This is a genomic window from Paraburkholderia sp. BR14312 (assembly GCF_040948675.1).
Lineage (GTDB): Bacteria > Pseudomonadota > Gammaproteobacteria > Burkholderiales > Burkholderiaceae > Paraburkholderia > Paraburkholderia nodosa_A.
The window spans coordinates 1,053,154-1,069,638 of sequence record NZ_JBFPKI010000001.1; the positions used below are offsets into that span (position 1 = coordinate 1,053,154).

The 16,485-nt window shown below is 65.9% G+C and carries 13 protein-coding genes; 5 read left to right on the forward strand and 8 right to left on the reverse strand.

Going from position 1 to position 16,485, the window contains the following annotated elements; all coding sequences use genetic code 11:
- Positions 1–163: 163 nt before the first annotated feature.
- Complete coding sequence (locus AB3X98_RS04735; protein WP_069263426.1) at positions 164–457, reverse strand: GYD domain-containing protein; 294 nt, start codon at positions 455–457, stop codon at positions 164–166.
- 33 nt (positions 458–490) lie between these two features.
- Positions 491–1,897: an FAD-binding oxidoreductase gene (locus tag AB3X98_RS04740; protein ID WP_368602614.1), complete on the reverse strand. Its 1,407-nt coding sequence runs from the start codon at positions 1,895–1,897 to the stop codon at positions 491–493.
- A 452-nt stretch (positions 1,898–2,349) separates the two neighbouring features.
- Between AB3X98_RS04740 and AB3X98_RS04745 the strand changes: the two genes are divergently transcribed.
- Positions 2,350–2,559 (forward strand): DUF1059 domain-containing protein, encoded by a 210-nt coding sequence (locus tag AB3X98_RS04745; protein WP_069263432.1) that lies wholly within the window; start codon positions 2,350–2,352, stop codon positions 2,557–2,559.
- A gap of 211 nt (positions 2,560–2,770) precedes the next feature.
- On the opposite strand, the gene AB3X98_RS04750 is transcribed toward AB3X98_RS04745, so the two are convergent.
- Positions 2,771–3,244 carry an Lrp/AsnC family transcriptional regulator gene (locus tag AB3X98_RS04750; RefSeq protein ID WP_069263434.1) on the reverse strand — a complete coding sequence of 158 codons (474 nt, stop codon included), beginning with the start codon at positions 3,242–3,244 and terminating at the stop codon, positions 2,771–2,773.
- 140 nt (positions 3,245–3,384) lie between these two features.
- On the opposite strand from AB3X98_RS04750, the gene AB3X98_RS04755 reads away from it, so the two are divergent.
- From AB3X98_RS04755 to AB3X98_RS04770, 4 genes are all read left to right on the forward strand, one after another.
- Positions 3,385–6,915, forward strand: coding sequence for an indolepyruvate ferredoxin oxidoreductase family protein (locus AB3X98_RS04755; protein WP_368610219.1), 3,531 nt, complete (start codon positions 3,385–3,387; stop codon positions 6,913–6,915).
- Between the two features lie 41 nt (positions 6,916–6,956).
- Positions 6,957–7,724 carry an SDR family NAD(P)-dependent oxidoreductase gene (locus AB3X98_RS04760; protein WP_368602612.1) on the forward strand — a complete coding sequence of 256 codons (768 nt, stop codon included), beginning with the start codon at positions 6,957–6,959 and terminating at the stop codon, positions 7,722–7,724.
- Between the two features lie 92 nt (positions 7,725–7,816).
- On the forward strand, positions 7,817–8,722 hold the full coding sequence (locus tag AB3X98_RS04765) for a LysR family transcriptional regulator (RefSeq protein ID WP_069263440.1): 906 nt from the start codon (positions 7,817–7,819) through the stop codon (positions 8,720–8,722).
- Positions 8,723–8,777: 55 nt separating this feature from the next.
- Positions 8,778–10,364 (forward strand): Na+/H+ antiporter, encoded by a 1,587-nt coding sequence (locus tag AB3X98_RS04770; RefSeq protein ID WP_368602611.1) that lies wholly within the window; start codon positions 8,778–8,780, stop codon positions 10,362–10,364.
- 18 nt (positions 10,365–10,382) lie between these two features.
- On the opposite strand, the gene AB3X98_RS04775 is transcribed toward AB3X98_RS04770, so the two are convergent.
- The 5 genes from AB3X98_RS04775 to AB3X98_RS04795 form a co-directional block, all read right to left on the reverse strand.
- Positions 10,383–11,867 (reverse strand): MmgE/PrpD family protein, encoded by a 1,485-nt coding sequence (locus AB3X98_RS04775; protein WP_368602610.1) that lies wholly within the window; start codon positions 11,865–11,867, stop codon positions 10,383–10,385.
- A 44-nt stretch (positions 11,868–11,911) separates the two neighbouring features.
- On the reverse strand, positions 11,912–13,279 hold the full coding sequence (locus tag AB3X98_RS04780) for a short-chain fatty acid transporter (protein WP_368602609.1): 1,368 nt from the start codon (positions 13,277–13,279) through the stop codon (positions 11,912–11,914).
- 79 nt (positions 13,280–13,358) lie between these two features.
- Positions 13,359–14,234, reverse strand: a complete 876-nt coding sequence (locus tag AB3X98_RS04785; RefSeq protein WP_368602608.1) for an amidohydrolase — start codon at positions 14,232–14,234, stop codon at positions 13,359–13,361.
- A gap of 67 nt (positions 14,235–14,301) precedes the next feature.
- Entirely contained in the window at positions 14,302–15,504 is a 1,203-nt protein-coding gene (locus tag AB3X98_RS04790) for a CaiB/BaiF CoA transferase family protein (RefSeq protein ID WP_368602607.1), read from the reverse strand.
- A complete protein-coding gene (locus AB3X98_RS04795) occupies positions 15,501–16,394 on the reverse strand; it encodes a CoA ester lyase (RefSeq protein ID WP_368602606.1) in 894 nt (297 codons plus the stop codon). Before AB3X98_RS04795 ends, AB3X98_RS04790 begins: the two co-directional genes overlap by 4 nt.
- Between the last annotated feature and the right edge of the window lie 91 nt (positions 16,395–16,485).

Here is a 16,485-nt window from a genome sequence, read left to right on the forward strand (position 1 = left end):
CGCAATGCGGCTTCCCGGAAGGTTGCTCGCGCGCCATGGTGTGTTCGGGCAGGGAACTGCCTCCCCATCTGGCGGGAGGAATGCGCCGCGCGTGCGGCGAATAGGTATGAAGAATGATGAATGGCGGCGCGGCACCGGCCCGGGTGCCGCGCGCCGGCGCTCATTAATTGAGCTTGCCGAGAACCGCCGTGAACTCATCCTTGCTCAAGGCGCGCAGCGTTTGCGTGCGGATATTGCCGAGCGACCCGAGTGCGAGGCCGAACGCCATGAAGCTTTCCTCGTCGGGCGCTTCGATGACCGTGACGATGTCGTACTTCCCGAGCGTCCAGTAGATCTGCTTCATTTCACAGCCGAAAGTTTTGGCGAGTTCCGCTGCCTGACCGGCCCGTTGCGCGCTGTTCTTGACGGCGCGGATACCCTGGTCGGTGAACTGCGCAAGCACCACATAAGTCGACATGACGATTCCCCTTCGATGACATCGAAACGCGGATTACTGGCTTCCCTCGGCCGACCCTTCGGGCCGGATGTTCTGGTTATGGCGGAAAAGATTGTGCGGGTCGTATTTCGTCTTGACGGCGACGAGACGGCTCATGTTCGGACCATAGGCCGCCTCGACGCGCGAGCGTTCGTCGTCGGTGAGGAAGTTCACGTAGACGCTGCCGAGCGCATAAGGCGCGGAAGCTTCGAAGAAGCCGCGCGCCCAGGCGACGCAGCGGGCGTCGTCGGCGGGATCGCTCCAGCGGCCGTGCACGTTCATGACGTAGAGCGCGTCGCGATTCGGGTAGGCCATCGCATCGGGCGCGACGCGCAGGGTCGCGCCGCCAATTTGCCCGAAGAATATTTCGCACTCCGGCGAGGGCAGCGCGGCGATGGCGTCGATCAGCGTGTCGATGAGGCCGTCGGGCAGCGCGTCGAGATTGTGCGATTTCCAGTAGTTGCGGGCGCCCGGCGTGAGCAGCGGATCGAACGCCTGCTGCCACGCGGCATAGGGCATCGGCCCGAGATGTTCGCCACACGGTGGTCCGAAGCGCCGCACGGCCTCCACCGCGTTCGGCCCGTTTTCCGGCGGCCCCGAATAGCAGATCGCGAACACGATGACGGGCTTGCCGTGCACCTCGGGCGGCAGGAACGGCAGCGGCGGCGCGAGACGCGACACGCTCCACACGGTCAGGTCTTCGGGCATCGCTTCGGCCGCTTCGCGGTAGTGTGTCAGCGCTTCTTTCGCGGCGTCGAACGGCAGCACGACCAGTCCGCCGTAGATCTCGGGACCGACGGGGTGTAGCGCGAACTCGAACATCGTCACCACGCCGAAGTTGCCGCCGCCGCCGCGCAGCGCCCAGAAGAGGTCGGCGTTATCTTCGGCGCTCGCGCGCAGCAGGTTGCCGTCGGCGGTCACGACGTCGGCGGCGACGAGGTTGTCGACCGACATGCCGAAGCGCCGGCTTAGCCAGCCGAAGCCGCCGCCCAGCGTGAGACCCGCGACGCCCGTCGTCGAATTGATGCCGAGCGGCGTAGCGAGGCCGAATGCCTGCGCTTCGTGGTCGAAATCGTGCAGCGTGGCGCCGGGCTCCACATACGCGCGGCGTGTGGCGGGCTCGACTCTGACCGACTTCATCAGCGAGAGATCGATCACGATGCCGCCGTCGCATAGCGCACTGCCTGCGATATTGTGGCCGCCGCCGCGCACGGCGAGCGGTAGGCCGCTTTCACGCGCGAGCGCCACGGTCTGGCGCACGTCGGCGCAACCCCGGCAGCGCACGATGAGCGCGGGGCGGCGCTCGATCATCGCGTTCCAGATTTGCCGGGCTTCTTCATAGGCCGCGTCGCCGGGTTGCAGGGCTTCGCCGCGCAGCGCGCTTTTCAATGTGGCGATGGATTCGCTCGACAGGCTCGACATGGCACACCTCTCAATTCAACGGATCGGACAAACGCGCGCCAATAGCCGGACGTGCGTTTTCATGGACTGAACGGAACTGCAGGCGACCGCTTCAATTGTCGAATCAATGCGGCTGACGCACGCGCGTGACGCGGCGTGCGTCCGGTCGGGAAAGCGGGAAGGATGGGCTTTCGCAAAGGGCGGCGGGGGCCGCCTCTGGCCGGACCGCGAGGGGCCGGGCGGCGAGCGCTTTGTGACAATCTGGATTGCACCCAGGCAGCCACCGAGCCTCGTCGATTCATTAGATAACCTAAATTATGCAGCTTGATAAAAAACGTGCAATTAATTCAGATTATTGTCGCGTCTGGATTCGCTTTAATAGTTTAGCAAGCGCAATGCATGGATTCTATAATTTTCACGCGCGCGGCCTGCATGCGTGCCTGTTTTTTACCCGCCCAGCGAGAGGTTCCACCATGACGCGAAAGTACATTGACTGCAGGGAGTTTCCCAGTGAGATGAACTGCACGGTTGCTATCTCGGCGGATTCGGATTCGGAGCTTCTGGAAGCTGCCGTGCAACACGCGGTGAGCGTGCATCGTCACGCCGATTCGCCCGAACTGCGCGCGCAACTCAGCCAGCTCTTTCATGAGGGCTCGCCGCCCGAAATATCGCCACGTTCATGACGAGAAACCGGCCCGGCATGCAATGTGCCGGCCGGTGCGCCTGCCCCGCGAGGCGCACGAGAAAACGCAGCGCCGCAACGTGGCGCTCGAACAGCGCACCGCCGCGCTGCTCACGGCGCAGGCGCGCGCCGCAAGACGGGGCAAAAGGCGTGAACGCCCTCGCTACGCAGTGATTCCTTCGACATCCTGAACCGCAGCATTGCACCGCGCGTCACTCGTCGCGCACGCGCACCGGCAGCTCGGTTTTGTACTCCACGCGGCGCAGCGCCACGGAAGTGTGAATGTCACGCACGCCCTCGATCTTGGTGAGGCGCGTCATGACGAAACGCTCGATGCCCGCAATATCGCTCGCCACCACGCGCAGCATGTAGTCGAACGCGCCCGTCATCAAATAACACTCCATCACCTCGTCGTAGTTCGAGATCGCGCGCTCGAACGCGGCTAGCCGTGTCTCGTTCTTCTTCTCGATTGCCACCGACACATAGGCGTTGACGGGAAAGCCCGCTTTCTCCTGATCGAGCAGCGTGACGTACTGCGTGATGACGCCGCGCTCTTCGAGCATACGGATGCGCCGGTAGAACGGTGAAAGCGAAAGCCCGAGCGATTCCGCGAGGTCGGCGGACTTCACGTGCGCGTCGCGCTGCAGGGCGTGCAGGATGGCCACATCCACGCGGTCGAATTTCATTGGCCAGCTTTCCCTGAAAAAGTTGAATTTGCGGCGAGTGTTGCTAATTGATGAACAAAATGTGGCTCAGTTTGGCACGAATCGCCGCTATTGGCTACCTAGAATCCGCTAATACCCACAAGTCGAACAGCGGAGACACCATGAACATGCGAGCCGTCGAAACCGATCGCCAGATCGATACGGACTATCGACTCGAAGACCGCTACCTGCGCGAGGACGGCGCGGTCTTTCTCACCGGCACCCAGGCGCTCGTGCGCATCCTGATCGAACAGGCGCGCGCGGACCGCCTTGCCGGGCTGAAAACCGCGGGTCTCGTCTCCGGCTATCGCGGCTCGCCGCTCGGCGGATTCGATCAGGAACTGTGGCGCCAGAAGGCACTGCTCGCGGACTTCGACGTGCGCTTCGAGCCGGCCCTGAACGAAGACCTCGGCGCGACCATGCTGTGGGGCGCGCAGCAACTCGACGCGTTTCCCGGCAAACGCGTGGAAGGCGTGTACTCGATGTGGTACGGCAAGGGGCCGGGCGTGGACCGCACCGGCGACGTGTTCCGCAACGCCAACATGCTCGGCACCGCGCGGCACGGCGGCGTGCTGGCGGTGGCCGGCGACGACCACGCGGCGCAGTCGTCGATGTTTCCGCACCAGACGGACCACGTCTTCGAAGGCGCGATGATGCCGATTCTCTTTCCGGCGTCGGTAGAGGAATACATCGAGTACGGGCTCACCGGCTATGCGCTGTCGCGTTTCAGCGGACTGTGGGTCGGTTTCAAGGCGATTACGGAGACGGTGGAAAGCGGCCGCTCGATGCGCGTGGGCCGCGGCGTGCCGTTGCGCTTGCCCGCGGACATCGCCGTGCCGCCGCAGCGCGGCTTCAACTACGACCCGCAATTGCGCTGGCCCGCGGAGCGCGCCGAACTGGAGCGCCGCGTGCTCGAAGAGCGCCTGCCCGCCGCGCTCGCCTTCATGCGGGCGAATCCGCTCGACCGCGCGTTGCTGCGCCCCGCGCAGGCGCGCGTGGGCATCGTGACGGTGGGCAAGGCGCATGCGGACGTGCTGGCCGCGTTCGAGGCGCTGGGGCTCACGGCCGAGCGCCTCGAACAACTCGGTATCGGGCTTTATAAGGTCGGCATGATCTGGCCGCTCGAAACGGAAGGGCTCAAGGCATTTGCGCGCGGCATGCAGGCGCTTTTCGTCGTAGAGGAAAAGCGCTCGTTCGTGGAGCGGCAGATCAAGGAAGCACTCTTTAACGTGCGGGCCGACGAGCGGCCGTCCGTGCACGGCAAGACGCTCGGCGAGCGCGAGCCGCTGCTGCCCGCCGCGATGGAGTTCGCACCCGAGCAGCTCGCGCACGCACTGCAGCGGTTTTTCCGGCACGTCGAGATCGATCTGCCGTTGGTCGCTACCGGCGCGACCCATGCGCGTTCGGGTGCGCAGCGCGTGATCGCGCTCGCGCAAGCGCCGCAAGGCGAACCGCTCACCCGCAAGCCGTTCTTCTGCGCGGGCTGCCCGCACAATACGTCGACGCGTCTGCCCGACGGCTCGCATGCCGCGGCCGGTATCGGCTGCCACATCATGGCGCTCGGCGAGGCGGGCAACACGGCGACGTTTTGCCAGATGGGCGGCGAAGGCGTGCAGTGGGTCGGGATGTCGACCTTCACGGACATGCCGCATCTGTTCGTGAATCTCGGCGACGGCACCTATCAGCACTCGGGCAGCCTGGCGATCCGCCAGGCCGTGGCGGCGCGCGCGAACGTCACTTACAAGATCCTCTTCAACGATGCGGTGGCGATGACCGGCGGCCAGCCCGCCGAGGGCGGCCTCACCGTGCATCGCGTGGTGGCGCAGGTCCGGGCCGAAGGCGTGAACGAAGTCGTCGTGGTGACCGACCGGCCCGAGCAGTACGCGGGCTCGCAGGCGTTGCCTGCGGGCGTGACGCTCCTGCACCGCGACGCGCTCGATACGCTGCAACGCCGCCTGCGCGAGCAGAAGGGCGTTTCGGTGATCGTCTACGACCAGACCTGCGCCGCCGAAAAGCGCCGCCGCCGCAAGCGCGGCAAGCTGATCGATCCGCCCACGCGTGTGGTGATCAATCCGGCCGTCTGCGAAGGCTGCGGCGACTGTTCCGTGCAGTCGAACTGCATCGCGATCGAGCCGCTCGAAACGGAGCTGGGCCGCAAGCGGGCCATCAATCAATCGAGTTGCAACAAGGACACCTCGTGCGTGAAGGGCTTTTGCCCGAGCTTCGTGACGGTGGAGGGCATGGAGCCGAAGCGCCCGGACGCCGCGCGCATTCAGCGCATCGAAGCGGAACTGCGCGCCACGCTCGCACCGCCCGCGCACGTGCCGCAGGCGCTGGAGCAACACCTGCGCATGGTTGTGACGGGTGTGGGCGGCACGGGCGTCGTGACGATCGGTGCGATCCTCGCCATGGCCGCGCACCTCGAAGGGCGCGGCGCCTCGACGCTCGACTTCACGGGCCTCGCGCAAAAGAACGGCGCGGTGTTGAGCCACGTGCAGATCGCGCAGAGCCGCGGGCTCATCACCACCTCGCGTATCGGCGCGCATGCGGCCAACGTGCTGCTGGGCTGCGACGCCGTGGTGGCGGCATCGTCGGGCGCGCTCTCGCGCCTGCCGGGCAGCGGCGCGCGCGCGATCGTGAACGAGCGCATCAACGCGACCGCCGACTTCGTGCGCGACGGCGATCTGCCCGTGAGCAAAGCCGTGCATCAGGCGGCGATCGAGAGCGCGATGGGCGCGGACGGCACGGTGTTCTGGGACTGCACGGCGGCGGCAGAAGCGATTTTCGGCGACGCCATCGCTTCGAACATGATGATGGTGGGCTACGCGTACCAGTCGGGGCTCGTGCCGCTGAGCGAAGCATCGATCCTGGAGGCAATCGGGCTCAATGGCGCGGCCGTGAAGATGAATGAACGCGCGTTCCTTTGGGGTCGTTTGATCGCACAGGACGCTCGCGCGCTCGAACGCGTGACGGGAGCGGACATAGCGGTCGCTGACACGCCGTTCGATCTCGCTCGCTTCGTGGCCGAGCGCGAGCACGATCTCACGCTGTACCAGAACGGCGCCTATGCGAAGCGCTATCGCGCGCTGGTCGATGCCGTCGCGCAGGCAGAGCGCGCGATCGAAGGGGCGAGCGGTGCGCTTGCGCAAGCGGCGGCACGCCAATACTTCAAGGTGCTCGCCTACAAGGACGAGTACGAGGTTGCGCGCCTGCACACCGATGGCGGCTTCGGCGCGTACCTGTCCGCGTTGTTCGATGGCACGGCGGCCAGGAAGACGTTCCACATGGCGCCGCCGCTCCTCACGCGCCGCGATGCGCAAACCGGGCGCCGCAACAAGATCGCGCTGCGCGGCGTGTGGGCCGAGCCGCTGCTGCGCGTACTCAAGCACGGCAAGGCGCTGCGCGGCACGGCGCTCGATCCGTTTGCACGGCAGCGCGACCGCGTGATCGAGCGCGCGATGATCGGCGAATTCGAGGAAGACGTGCGCCTCGTGCTCGGCAAACTGACGCAGCAGACGCTGGCGGCAGCCGTCGGCCTGCTTGGCGTGCCGGGTGCGGTGCGAGGCTTCGGTATCGTCAAGGAGCGCAATTACGAGCGTTCGCGCGGCGTGCGCGAAAAGTATCGCGCGGAACTGGCTGGCGAGACGGTTTGAAAGATCGGATAACGAATCGATAACCAACGGAGAAGACTCAAATGGTTGTGCAGGACAAGACGTTTTTCATCACGGGCGGCGGTTCTGGACTCGGCGCGGCGGTGGGCCGACACCTGCTCGAACGCGGCGCGAATGTTGTGTTCGGCGATATCGACGTAACCCGTGCGCGTGACGCGGCGGCGCTCGGCGGCGAGCATGCACTGGCCGTCGAGGTGGATGTGACGCTGGCGGCAAGCGTCGAGGCGGCGATCGCGCTTGCCATCCAGCGCTTCGGTGCGCTGCATGGCGTGGTCAACTGCGCGGGGATCGCGCCGGCGCAGCGCATCGTCGGAAAAGACGGCGCGCATTCGCTCGATCTGTTCGCGAAGGTCGTGAGCGTCAACCTCATCGGCACCTTCAACGTGATGCGCCTCGCCGCCGTGGCGATGGCGAACAATACGCCGGATGCCGGCGGCGAGCGCGGCGTGATCGTCAATACGGCTTCGGTAGCCGCGTACGATGGCCAGATCGGGCAGTCGGCCTATGCGGCTTCGAAGGGTGGTGTCGTTTCACTTACGTTGCCGGCGGCGCGCGAACTGGCGCGCAACGGTATTCGCGTGGTGACCGTCGCCCCCGGCATCTTCGAAACGCCGATGCTGCTCGCCATGCCCGCCGAAGTGCAGCAGGCGCTGGGCGCGGGCGTGCCGTTTCCGCAGCGTCTTGGCCAGCCCGCGGAGTTCGCGGCGCTCGTCGAGCATATCGTCGGCAACCGCTATCTGAACGGCGAGGTGATCCGGCTCGATGGCGCGTTGCGGATGGCGCCGCGCTGATACCCGTTTTGTGTGGGGCCGGCCGCTGCGGGCACGTTTAAGACCACGTATCGTAGAATCGGAACCATCGACTCACGATATTCGAAAAGCACATGGCCAAGGACGTGACCTTGCGGCAGTTCCGCTACTTCGTGGCGGCGGCGCAGAACGGGCAGTTTTCGATGGCGGCGGCGTCCGAGCATGTCTCGCAGTCGGCGATCACCAATGCGGTGCTCGCGCTCGAGGAGGCGCTCGGCACGCGGCTCTTCGTGCGCTTGCCCCAGGGCGTGGAACTGACGCCAGACGGGCAGGACTTCCTCAATCACGCGCGCCACGTGCTGGAGTCGGTGCGCGACGCACTGCACAAGGCGCCGTTTCGCGCGCACAGCTTGCGCGGCACGGTGCGCATGGCCGCCTCCTATACGCTGCTCGGCTACTTCCTGCCAGAACTGCTCGCGCGGTTTCGGGCGACCTATCCCGAGATCGAGATCGATCTGCACGATCTGGACCGGCCGGCCATCGAGGAGGCGGTGCTCGCGGGCAAAGTCGACCTTGGCGTGGCGTTGCTTTCCAATGTGGAGCGGCGCGCGCGCTTCGGTCACCACTTGCTGATGCGTTCGCGCCGCCAGTTGTGGGCCGCGCCGACGCATCCGCTCGCGCAGATGGGCACCGTCACGCTGCGCGACATCGCGCGTTACCCCTATATCCAGCTCACGGTGGACGAGGGCGAGGCCTCGACGCTGCGCTACTGGAAAAAGCGCCGCGTTGCGCCGAATATCGCGTTTCGCACGAGTTCGATGGAGGCGCTGCGCGGGCTCGTGGCGCATGGCTTCGGCGTGACGATACTCTCGGACATGGTGTTCAGGCCGTGGTCGCTGGAGGGCAAGCGCATCGACGCTTGCGCCATCGAGGATGCCATTCCGCAGATGGAAGCGGGCATGTTGTGGCATCCTGGTGCCGTGCTCAGCGATCCGGCGCGAGCGATGCAGCAGTTTTTGATTCACGCTTGCGGGAATTGAAGGGGGCGGCCGCGCTCCTCCACTCACCGTACCTGGGTAAAAACAAGGAAGCGTCATGTCGGCTGTGTCGGCGTTCAAGCTCGTGCTCCTTTCGCTCATCGCCATCATCGCGCTCGAGTTGCTCGCCAAACGCCTGCGCCTGCCGCCCGCTGCCGCGCTGCTGGTCGGCGGCGCCGCCATGGCCTTCGCGCCCGGCCTGCCGCCGGTCGTGATAGACCCGGACCTCGTCCTCATCGTGTTTCTGCCGCCCTTGCTCATGGACGGCGCCTACTTCTTCGTCTGGTCCGACTTCAAGCGTCACCTCGCGCCCATCCTGCTCTTCGCCATCGGCGCGGTGGCATTCACGACGTGGGCCGTTGGCGTGGTCGCGCATTGGGCCGTTCCGTCACTGCCTTGGGCCGCATGTTTCGCACTGGGCGCGGTGGTCTCGCCGCCCGATGCGGTCGCCGCGAAAGCCGTGCTCGAGCGGCTCGCGCTGCCGCGCCGGCTGATGGTGCTGCTCGAAGGCGAGAGCCTGCTCAACGACGCCGCCGGTCTCGTGCTGTTTCGCTTCGCCGTCGCGGCGGCATTGACGGGCGTATTCAGCGAGCCGAATGCGGCGCTCAGTTTCGTCGGGCTCGCGCTGGGCGGCATTGTGGTCGGCGCTGTCGTGGGCTATGTCGTCGTGTGCCTGCTGCGTCAGCTCCAGGACGAGTATCTGATCATCACCGCCTCCGTGCTGGCAGGCTGGATCGCCTATATCGCGGGGGACATGCTGGGCGTTTCGAGTGTGATCGCCACGGTCACGTGCGGCATGCAGCTAGGCTGGCATCAGCACGAAATCTTTTCGGCCACGGTGCGCAGCCGCGGCACGGCGTTCTGGCAGGTCATGGTCTTCGTGCTCGAGGCGCTGGTTTTCGTGCTGATCGGCCTCTCGCTGCGTGGGGTCATGCTGCGCCTCGGCGGGACGGGCAATGCTGTCGCGCTGCTCGGTCCCGCTGCAATGGCCGTTGTGATCGCCGTTGTCGTCTCGCGCTGCGTGTGGACGTATGGCATCGAGATCGTCAGGACCGCGCTGCACCGGATGTTACCGACCCGCGTAAAAGCGGCGGACTTTCGAGGCGCAACGGTGGTGAGCTGGGCCGGTATGCGCGGTGTGGTCACGCTGGCCATTGCGCTTGCGCTGCCGGAAGCGATGCCGGGCCGCGATCTCATTCTCTTCGCCGCATTTGCCGTCATTCTGTTCACGGTGCTGCTGCAAGGCACGACCATCGGGCCGCTCATCAAGCTGATCAGGCCTGCGAACGATACGGAAGGGGAGGAACCCTACCTCAACGAGCCGCAGGCATGGGCGCGCCTCGAAGCCGCCCAGCTAGCGGCAATCACGCCGCTCGTCCATGGGCCGGACGGCAGCGTGATCCACCCGCGGCTGCTGGAGCAGTACACGTATCGTGCGAACCTGACGCGCAATTTTGCAAACGCCGAGAGCTATCCGCAGGAGATGCGTGCCTCGCACTACGATGTCGTGCTGGCCGCCGTGGAGGCCGGACGCGCGGAGCTGTTGAAGCTGCACCGTGCCGGCCTGATCCACGACGAACTACTGCGCGTGCTCGAACGCGATCTCGATCTGGAGGAGCTTTCGGCGCGTCACGGGAGGGGGTGATGCTTCCCCTCGCGTTCTTCAGGCGTGCACGACGAGTGGCGCAAACAGGTGCGAGAGGTCGCGCTGCTGGTCGAGACTCCAGAGAAAACCTAGCGCATCGTCGGCGCGCGCCTTGCCGATCACTGGCACCGCGTTCTTGCGGAACTTCGCCTCGAAGTCGCCGCGCTGCATCGGCCGCGTGGCGAAGCCCGGAATGTCGTCCGCGCGCTTCGACACGGTTTGTCCGTCCGTGAGCGTGGCGCTTACGATGGTCGCGTAATATTTCGGATAGAGCCGGGTCAGTTCGGGATCCTCTACAACCTTGATCCTTTGCATGAACGCGCGGATCTTCGGGTCATGGAGCGCTTCGGTGCGATAGCTCGCCAGGCTGATATCGCCGTCGAACATGGCGCGCGCGGTCACGTAGGGCAGGCTGTGATCGGCAGTCTCGCTCGTTTCGGGGGCCCATTTCTGCGGGTCCATGCCTGCCGAGAAGTAGCCTTCGTGCGAGGTGCGAATCTCCATGCTGACGATACGATCGAGGTCGCCCACTTGTTTCGCCACGTCGATGCCGGCAGCAATCGCCGTTTGCGTGAGCGCCTGCGCAGGGTAGAACTTCACGGCACAGTCGTTGATGCGAAACGGCCGGCCTTTGCCGCCGAAGCTCGCCGTGTCGATGCTGAATGGGCCGGATACCTGCTTGAACAGCCCTGCGTTTCCCTCGAAGATCGGCGCGGGGCCCGTGAGTCCGTCGCGCGCGAGGGCGGCCGAGAACACCGCGTTGCGTGCGGCGTCGGCATCGGCGAGACCCTTCCAGTTCGACATGGTCTGCACACGCGTCTGGTTCAGCGCGAGGTGGCCGTTGAGCGCGAGGTTGACCGCTTCGGCCAGTTGCCGCTCGTCGAGCTTCATGAGCTTGCCCGCCGCGAGCGCGGCCGCTGGCAGGCTGAAGACGGGGTGATCCCAGCCGCGCGAACTGATCGAAGCGGCGTCCATGAGGCGGCAATCGATCTCGTAGGCGAGGGCGATGGCGACGATCAGATCGCGGCCATTCGCACCTTCGGCCTCGGCCTGGGCGAGACATGCGGCGATGTTGTCGCTCGGGTGGCCGATTTCCTTGCCCGCATAGACGTCGTTGAGGTCGTAATAGCGGATGGCCGCACCGTTCGCGAAGGTCGCGAGGTCGGGCGACGTGCGCCGCTGCGTGCCGAGCACGGTTGCGCCCCGGCCGTCGCCGCTCGCGTAGTTGAGCGCAACCTGGCGCGCGATGCCCACGGGTTTCTCGCCGAGCGCGGCGATGCCGCAGCCCAGCGCGTCGGCGGAGTGGGTCTTGACCGCCTCGATCGTACCGGCATCGAGATCGTCGTAGTCAAGCGCGGCGGCGTAAGCCGCAAGCCGCTGCGCGATCGTGGCCGAAGCCGATGCGGAAGCGACCTTCTGAGCGCGCGCCGCGCCGATGCCGCCGAATGTGCCCGCGCCCGCGGCGAGCGCCGTGAGCGACGCCATGAATGCACGCCGTTGCATGCGGTGTCTCCTTGTTCTTTGTTCGTTTCAGGGAAGAATGCGCATCAAACGAGCAGCAGCAGCGCCGCGCCGAACACCACGGTGCCGAGCAGGAACGTCATGACCGTGAAGCCCAGCACGCGCTGCACGCCGATGCCCGCCATCGCGACCACGGGCGCGGCCCAGAAGGGCTGCATCATGTTCGAGACCTGCTCGCCCATGGCGACGGCCATGGTGGTTGCGGGCATCGAAGCATGCAGCGCGATCGCCGCGGGCACGACGAACGGGCCCTGCACGGCCCAGTGGCCGCCGCCGCTCGGAATGAAGAACGTGACGATGAGCGAGCACACATAGCTCCAGAACGGCAGCGTGTGCGTGTTCGAGATCGCGATGAAGAAGTGCGAGATCACGTTGGGCAGGCCCGTGGCGTCCATCATGCCCATCACGCCGCCGTAGAGCGGGTATTGCAGCATCATCGAGCCGGTTTGTTTGGCGGCGTTCTTGACCGCATCCGCGTAAGCGAGTGGATAGCCATGCAGGATCACGCCCGCGATGAACATCACGAAGATCACGGCGTTCACGCCGGAGAACGCTTCGATGTGCTCGATGTGCGCGAGCACGAGGAACGTCACGCCCACGAGGCCGATGAATGCGCTGCCGATCCACGAGTATTCGAGCCACTTCGCGAAGCTCAGCTTGCCTTCGGGACGCTTGCGCGGTTCCGGGTCGGGGTTCTTCTCGATGTCGAGCACGACGGCGTCTTCATCGCGCGGCTTGAGCAGTGCGAGCACGATGGGCGTGGCGACCAGCATCACGACCACGGGTACGAGGTTGAACGCCGTGAACACGGTGTCGTTGAACGGCAGCACTTCGCCCGTGAGCTTTTGCACGACGTTCATCGCGCTGCCCGGCGTGGACTGCGCGAGTGCGATGGAGCTGGAAATGCCGCTCGCCCACACCACCCAGCCCGAAAAGCCCGCGGCGACGATCCACGCGAAGTCCACGTGCATACGCTTGGCCACTTCGCGCGCGAGCAGCGCGCTCACCACGAGACCGAGGCCCCAGTTGAAGAACGAGGCCACGGCTACTAGCAGGAAGGTGAGCGCCGCTGCCTGCACCGGCGTGCGGGCGATGCCCACGAGCGCCTTGAACACGCGCTGCACGGGCGCGGCGTGAGCGAAGGCGTGGCCGGTGACGAGGACGAGCGTGATCTGGAAGGCGAACGTGAGGATATTGAAGAAGCCCTTGTACCACCCGACCACGAGCGTGTTGAGCGTCGCATGCGGGGCGAACATCGCCGAGAGCGCGGCCACGACCGCGGTGATGAGAATCGCGAGCACGAACGGGTCGGGAATGGTGCGCTCGAACAGGCTGATCGTCGCGTCGGTAAAGCGTGTCTTGCGTACGGGTGCGGCGGTAGCGGTGGACTTCACGTTTCGTCTCCTGGTGCTGAAAGTGGCCGCACGTACCTGGCGCGCGGCTGTTTGTATCGGGGGGCGCAGTGGCGCTAGTTCATCGGGCGAAGCCGTAGAGTTCGGCGGGGTTGTCGACGAGAATCCGCTTGCGCGCCGCTTCGTCGTCGACCCACGCGCCGAGCAGATCGAAGATCGCGGCGGTGTCGGGCTTGTGCGCCTCCGTCACGTGCGGCCAGTCGCTGCCCCACACGGTGCGCTCCGGCAGCAGCGCGGACCATGCGCGTGCTGTGTCGGCGAGGTCGGCGTAGCCGCCTGCGAGGCCCACTTGCGAATCGAGGTAGGCGCCCGAGAGCTTGACCCATACGCGCCCCGAAGCGGCCAGACGGCGCACCACACCATACGCGCGGTGCGCGGTGCCCGCGGGCAGGGGCAGGCGCGCGAGGTGGTCGAACACCATCTTGCAGGGCAGGCGAGTGAGCAAGGCTTCGTGCTCGACAATCTGGTCGGCGGTCCAGTGCAACTGCACATGCCAGCCGAGTTCGGCAATGCGCTGCGCAAGCGGCTCGACCATGTCGAAGGTCACGACCGCCTGATGCGGCGTGTACAACGTGAAGCGGATGCCGCGTATGCCGCCGCGGTCGAGCATGTCGAGTTCGGCGTCGCTCACTTCGGGGCGCAGGACGGCTACGCCGCGGGCATTGTCGATGCCCAACTGGCGGATCGCGTCGAGCGTCACGCAGTTATCGGTGCCGTAGGGCCGCGGCGTGACGATTACGGTACGTTGCGTGCCGGTGCGTTCCTGTACGCGTCGATAGTCCTCGACCGTCGCGCGATCGACGATATGCGCGCCGTTGCCGGGCGAGGCCGCAAAGCGGCGATCGTAGATGTGGATGTGCGAATCGCACGCGAAGGCGGGCGCCGCTATGCGCGCCCTGGGGGCGTCGATGGTATGGACATGCTGCTCACGCTCCATCGCGTTGTCTCCTTGTTTGCCGCGCGCACCCAAAGGCATGGATGCGCGCGGATGCGGCTTTGTGTATTCAGAGCACGGCGTGCTCGTTTCTCAATCGTTCGATATCGGCATCGCTCCAGCCGGCCTCGCGCAGCACCACATCGGAGTGCTCGCCGAAGGCGGGCGCGGCGATCGGGTCCGGCGCAGGCGTCGCGCCGAAGCGAATCGGCTCGCGAAAGCCGCGATACGCGCCCACGCCGGGATAGTCGTAGCGCGTGACCATCTCCTCTGCGAGCACCTGGGGATCGTCGAACATGTCTTCGACGGTGCGCGCCGCCGCGCAGGGCACCGCCTCGCCAAAATGCGCTTCCCATTCGAGCGCGCTGCGCGCCTGCAACGCGGCGTGCAGTTGCGGCACGATCTCGTCGCGATGCTCGGCACGTTTGCGCACCGAATCGTAACGCTCGTTCTGCGCGAGTGCAGCGAGCCCGGTTTTTTCGCAGAGCGCCTGCCAGAAATGCGGCGTGTTCGCGGAGATGTAGAGCCAGCCTTCGCGCGTGGGATGAATACCGGTGATGCCGCCCGAACGCATGTCGCGGCCAACGTCCTTCGGCTCGTCGTCGGCCCAGATCATGCGCGCGGACTGCATGGTGAGCGCGCTGCGCAGCAGCGAAACGCCCACGTACTGGCCCGCGCCGCTGCGCTCGCGCTCGAACAGCGCGGAGGATACGCCCGCTGCGACGAGCGCGGCGGCGTAGTAGTCGACCACCGAGCCGTAAAGAATCTCGGGCGGGCCATCGCTCTTGCCCTGCAGCGCGCACATGCCCGTCATGGTTTGCAGCACCTGGTCGTAGCCGGCCTTGTCCTTGTTCGGGCCCTGGTCGCCGTAGCCGGTGACTGCGCAGTAGATGAGCCGCGGGTTCACTTCGCGCAGTTGTTCCCAGGCAATGCCGAGCCGTGCCGGCACGCCGGGGCGAAAGTTGTGCACGAGCACGTCGGCCTGTTCGACGAGGCGTAACAGCACCTCCTGCGCGCGGGATTGTTTCAGGTCGAGCACGAGCCCGCGTTTGCCGCGATTGACGCCGAGAAAGGCGCGGCTCTCGGCCTGGAGCGTGGACGGATACTTGCGCAGATTGTCGCCCGTGGGCGGCTCGATCTTGATGACGTCCGCGCCCTGGTCGGCGAGCAGGGTGCAGCCATACGGGCCCGCGATATAGGCGCTCAGGTCGAGCACGCGCACGCCCGCGAGCGGGCCGCGCGGCGCTGCATTCGATGCGGCAGGCTGGCTCATTGGCGCACCCCGCTCGACGTTGCGGATGCAATGAGTCCAAGCCGTTCGGCGCTCTGCACGAGGGCACGGGCGCGCTCGACGAAAGGCGCGTCGATCATCTTGCCGTCCACGACATAAGCGCCCACGCCGTCGCGTTCGGCGTTGCGCGCCGCTTCCACCACGCGCAGCGCGTGGGCGATTTCCTCTTCGGAAGGGCGGAACACGTCGTTGGCGAGCGCGATCTGGCTCGGGTGGATGCAGCTCTTGCCGAGAAAGCCTAGCGAGCGGGCCAGTTCGGCTTCGGCGCGAAACCCTTCGGCATCCTTGATATTCGCGAAAGCCGAGTCGTAGGCGAATACGCCTGCTTCGCCCGCGGCTAGCCGCAGACTGAACATGGCTTGCTGAATGGCCGCCGGGTCGCGCCGCGCGATGCCGAGCGGCTCGAACAGGTCGCCAAGACCCAGTTGAAGGCCCGCCACGCGTGCATGCGCGGAGGCGAGCGTCGCCGCTTCACGCAGCGCGCGCGGCGATTCGACGTTGAGCAACAGCTTCACGGGGCGGCTCACGCCATTGGCGCGCTCCGCGCGCTCGATCGCGGCAGCGGCGGCGCACACGTCGTCGGCGGATTCGGGTTTCGGCAGATTCACGTAATCGAGGCCCGGTTGAACCACGGCGACGATATCGTCGGCGAACCACGGCGTGTCGAGCGCGTTCACGCGCACGATCAGCACCTTGCCGCGCTCGCGTACGGCGGGCGACACGAGTAGCGTGCGCAGCGCCTCACGCGCTTCGGGTTTACGCGCAGGGGCAACCGAGTCTTCCAGGTCGAACGACAACGCGTCCGCGGCGCTGCCGAGCGCCTTTTCGAACAGCTCCGGGCGCGATGCCGGCACGAACAACTTGCTTCTCATCTCCATGCGTTCCGTATAGATCACCACTGAAGGGCAGTCTACGATCGGCAACGATTTAGATAAACTATGCGAATCTATCTTTAAACCATAG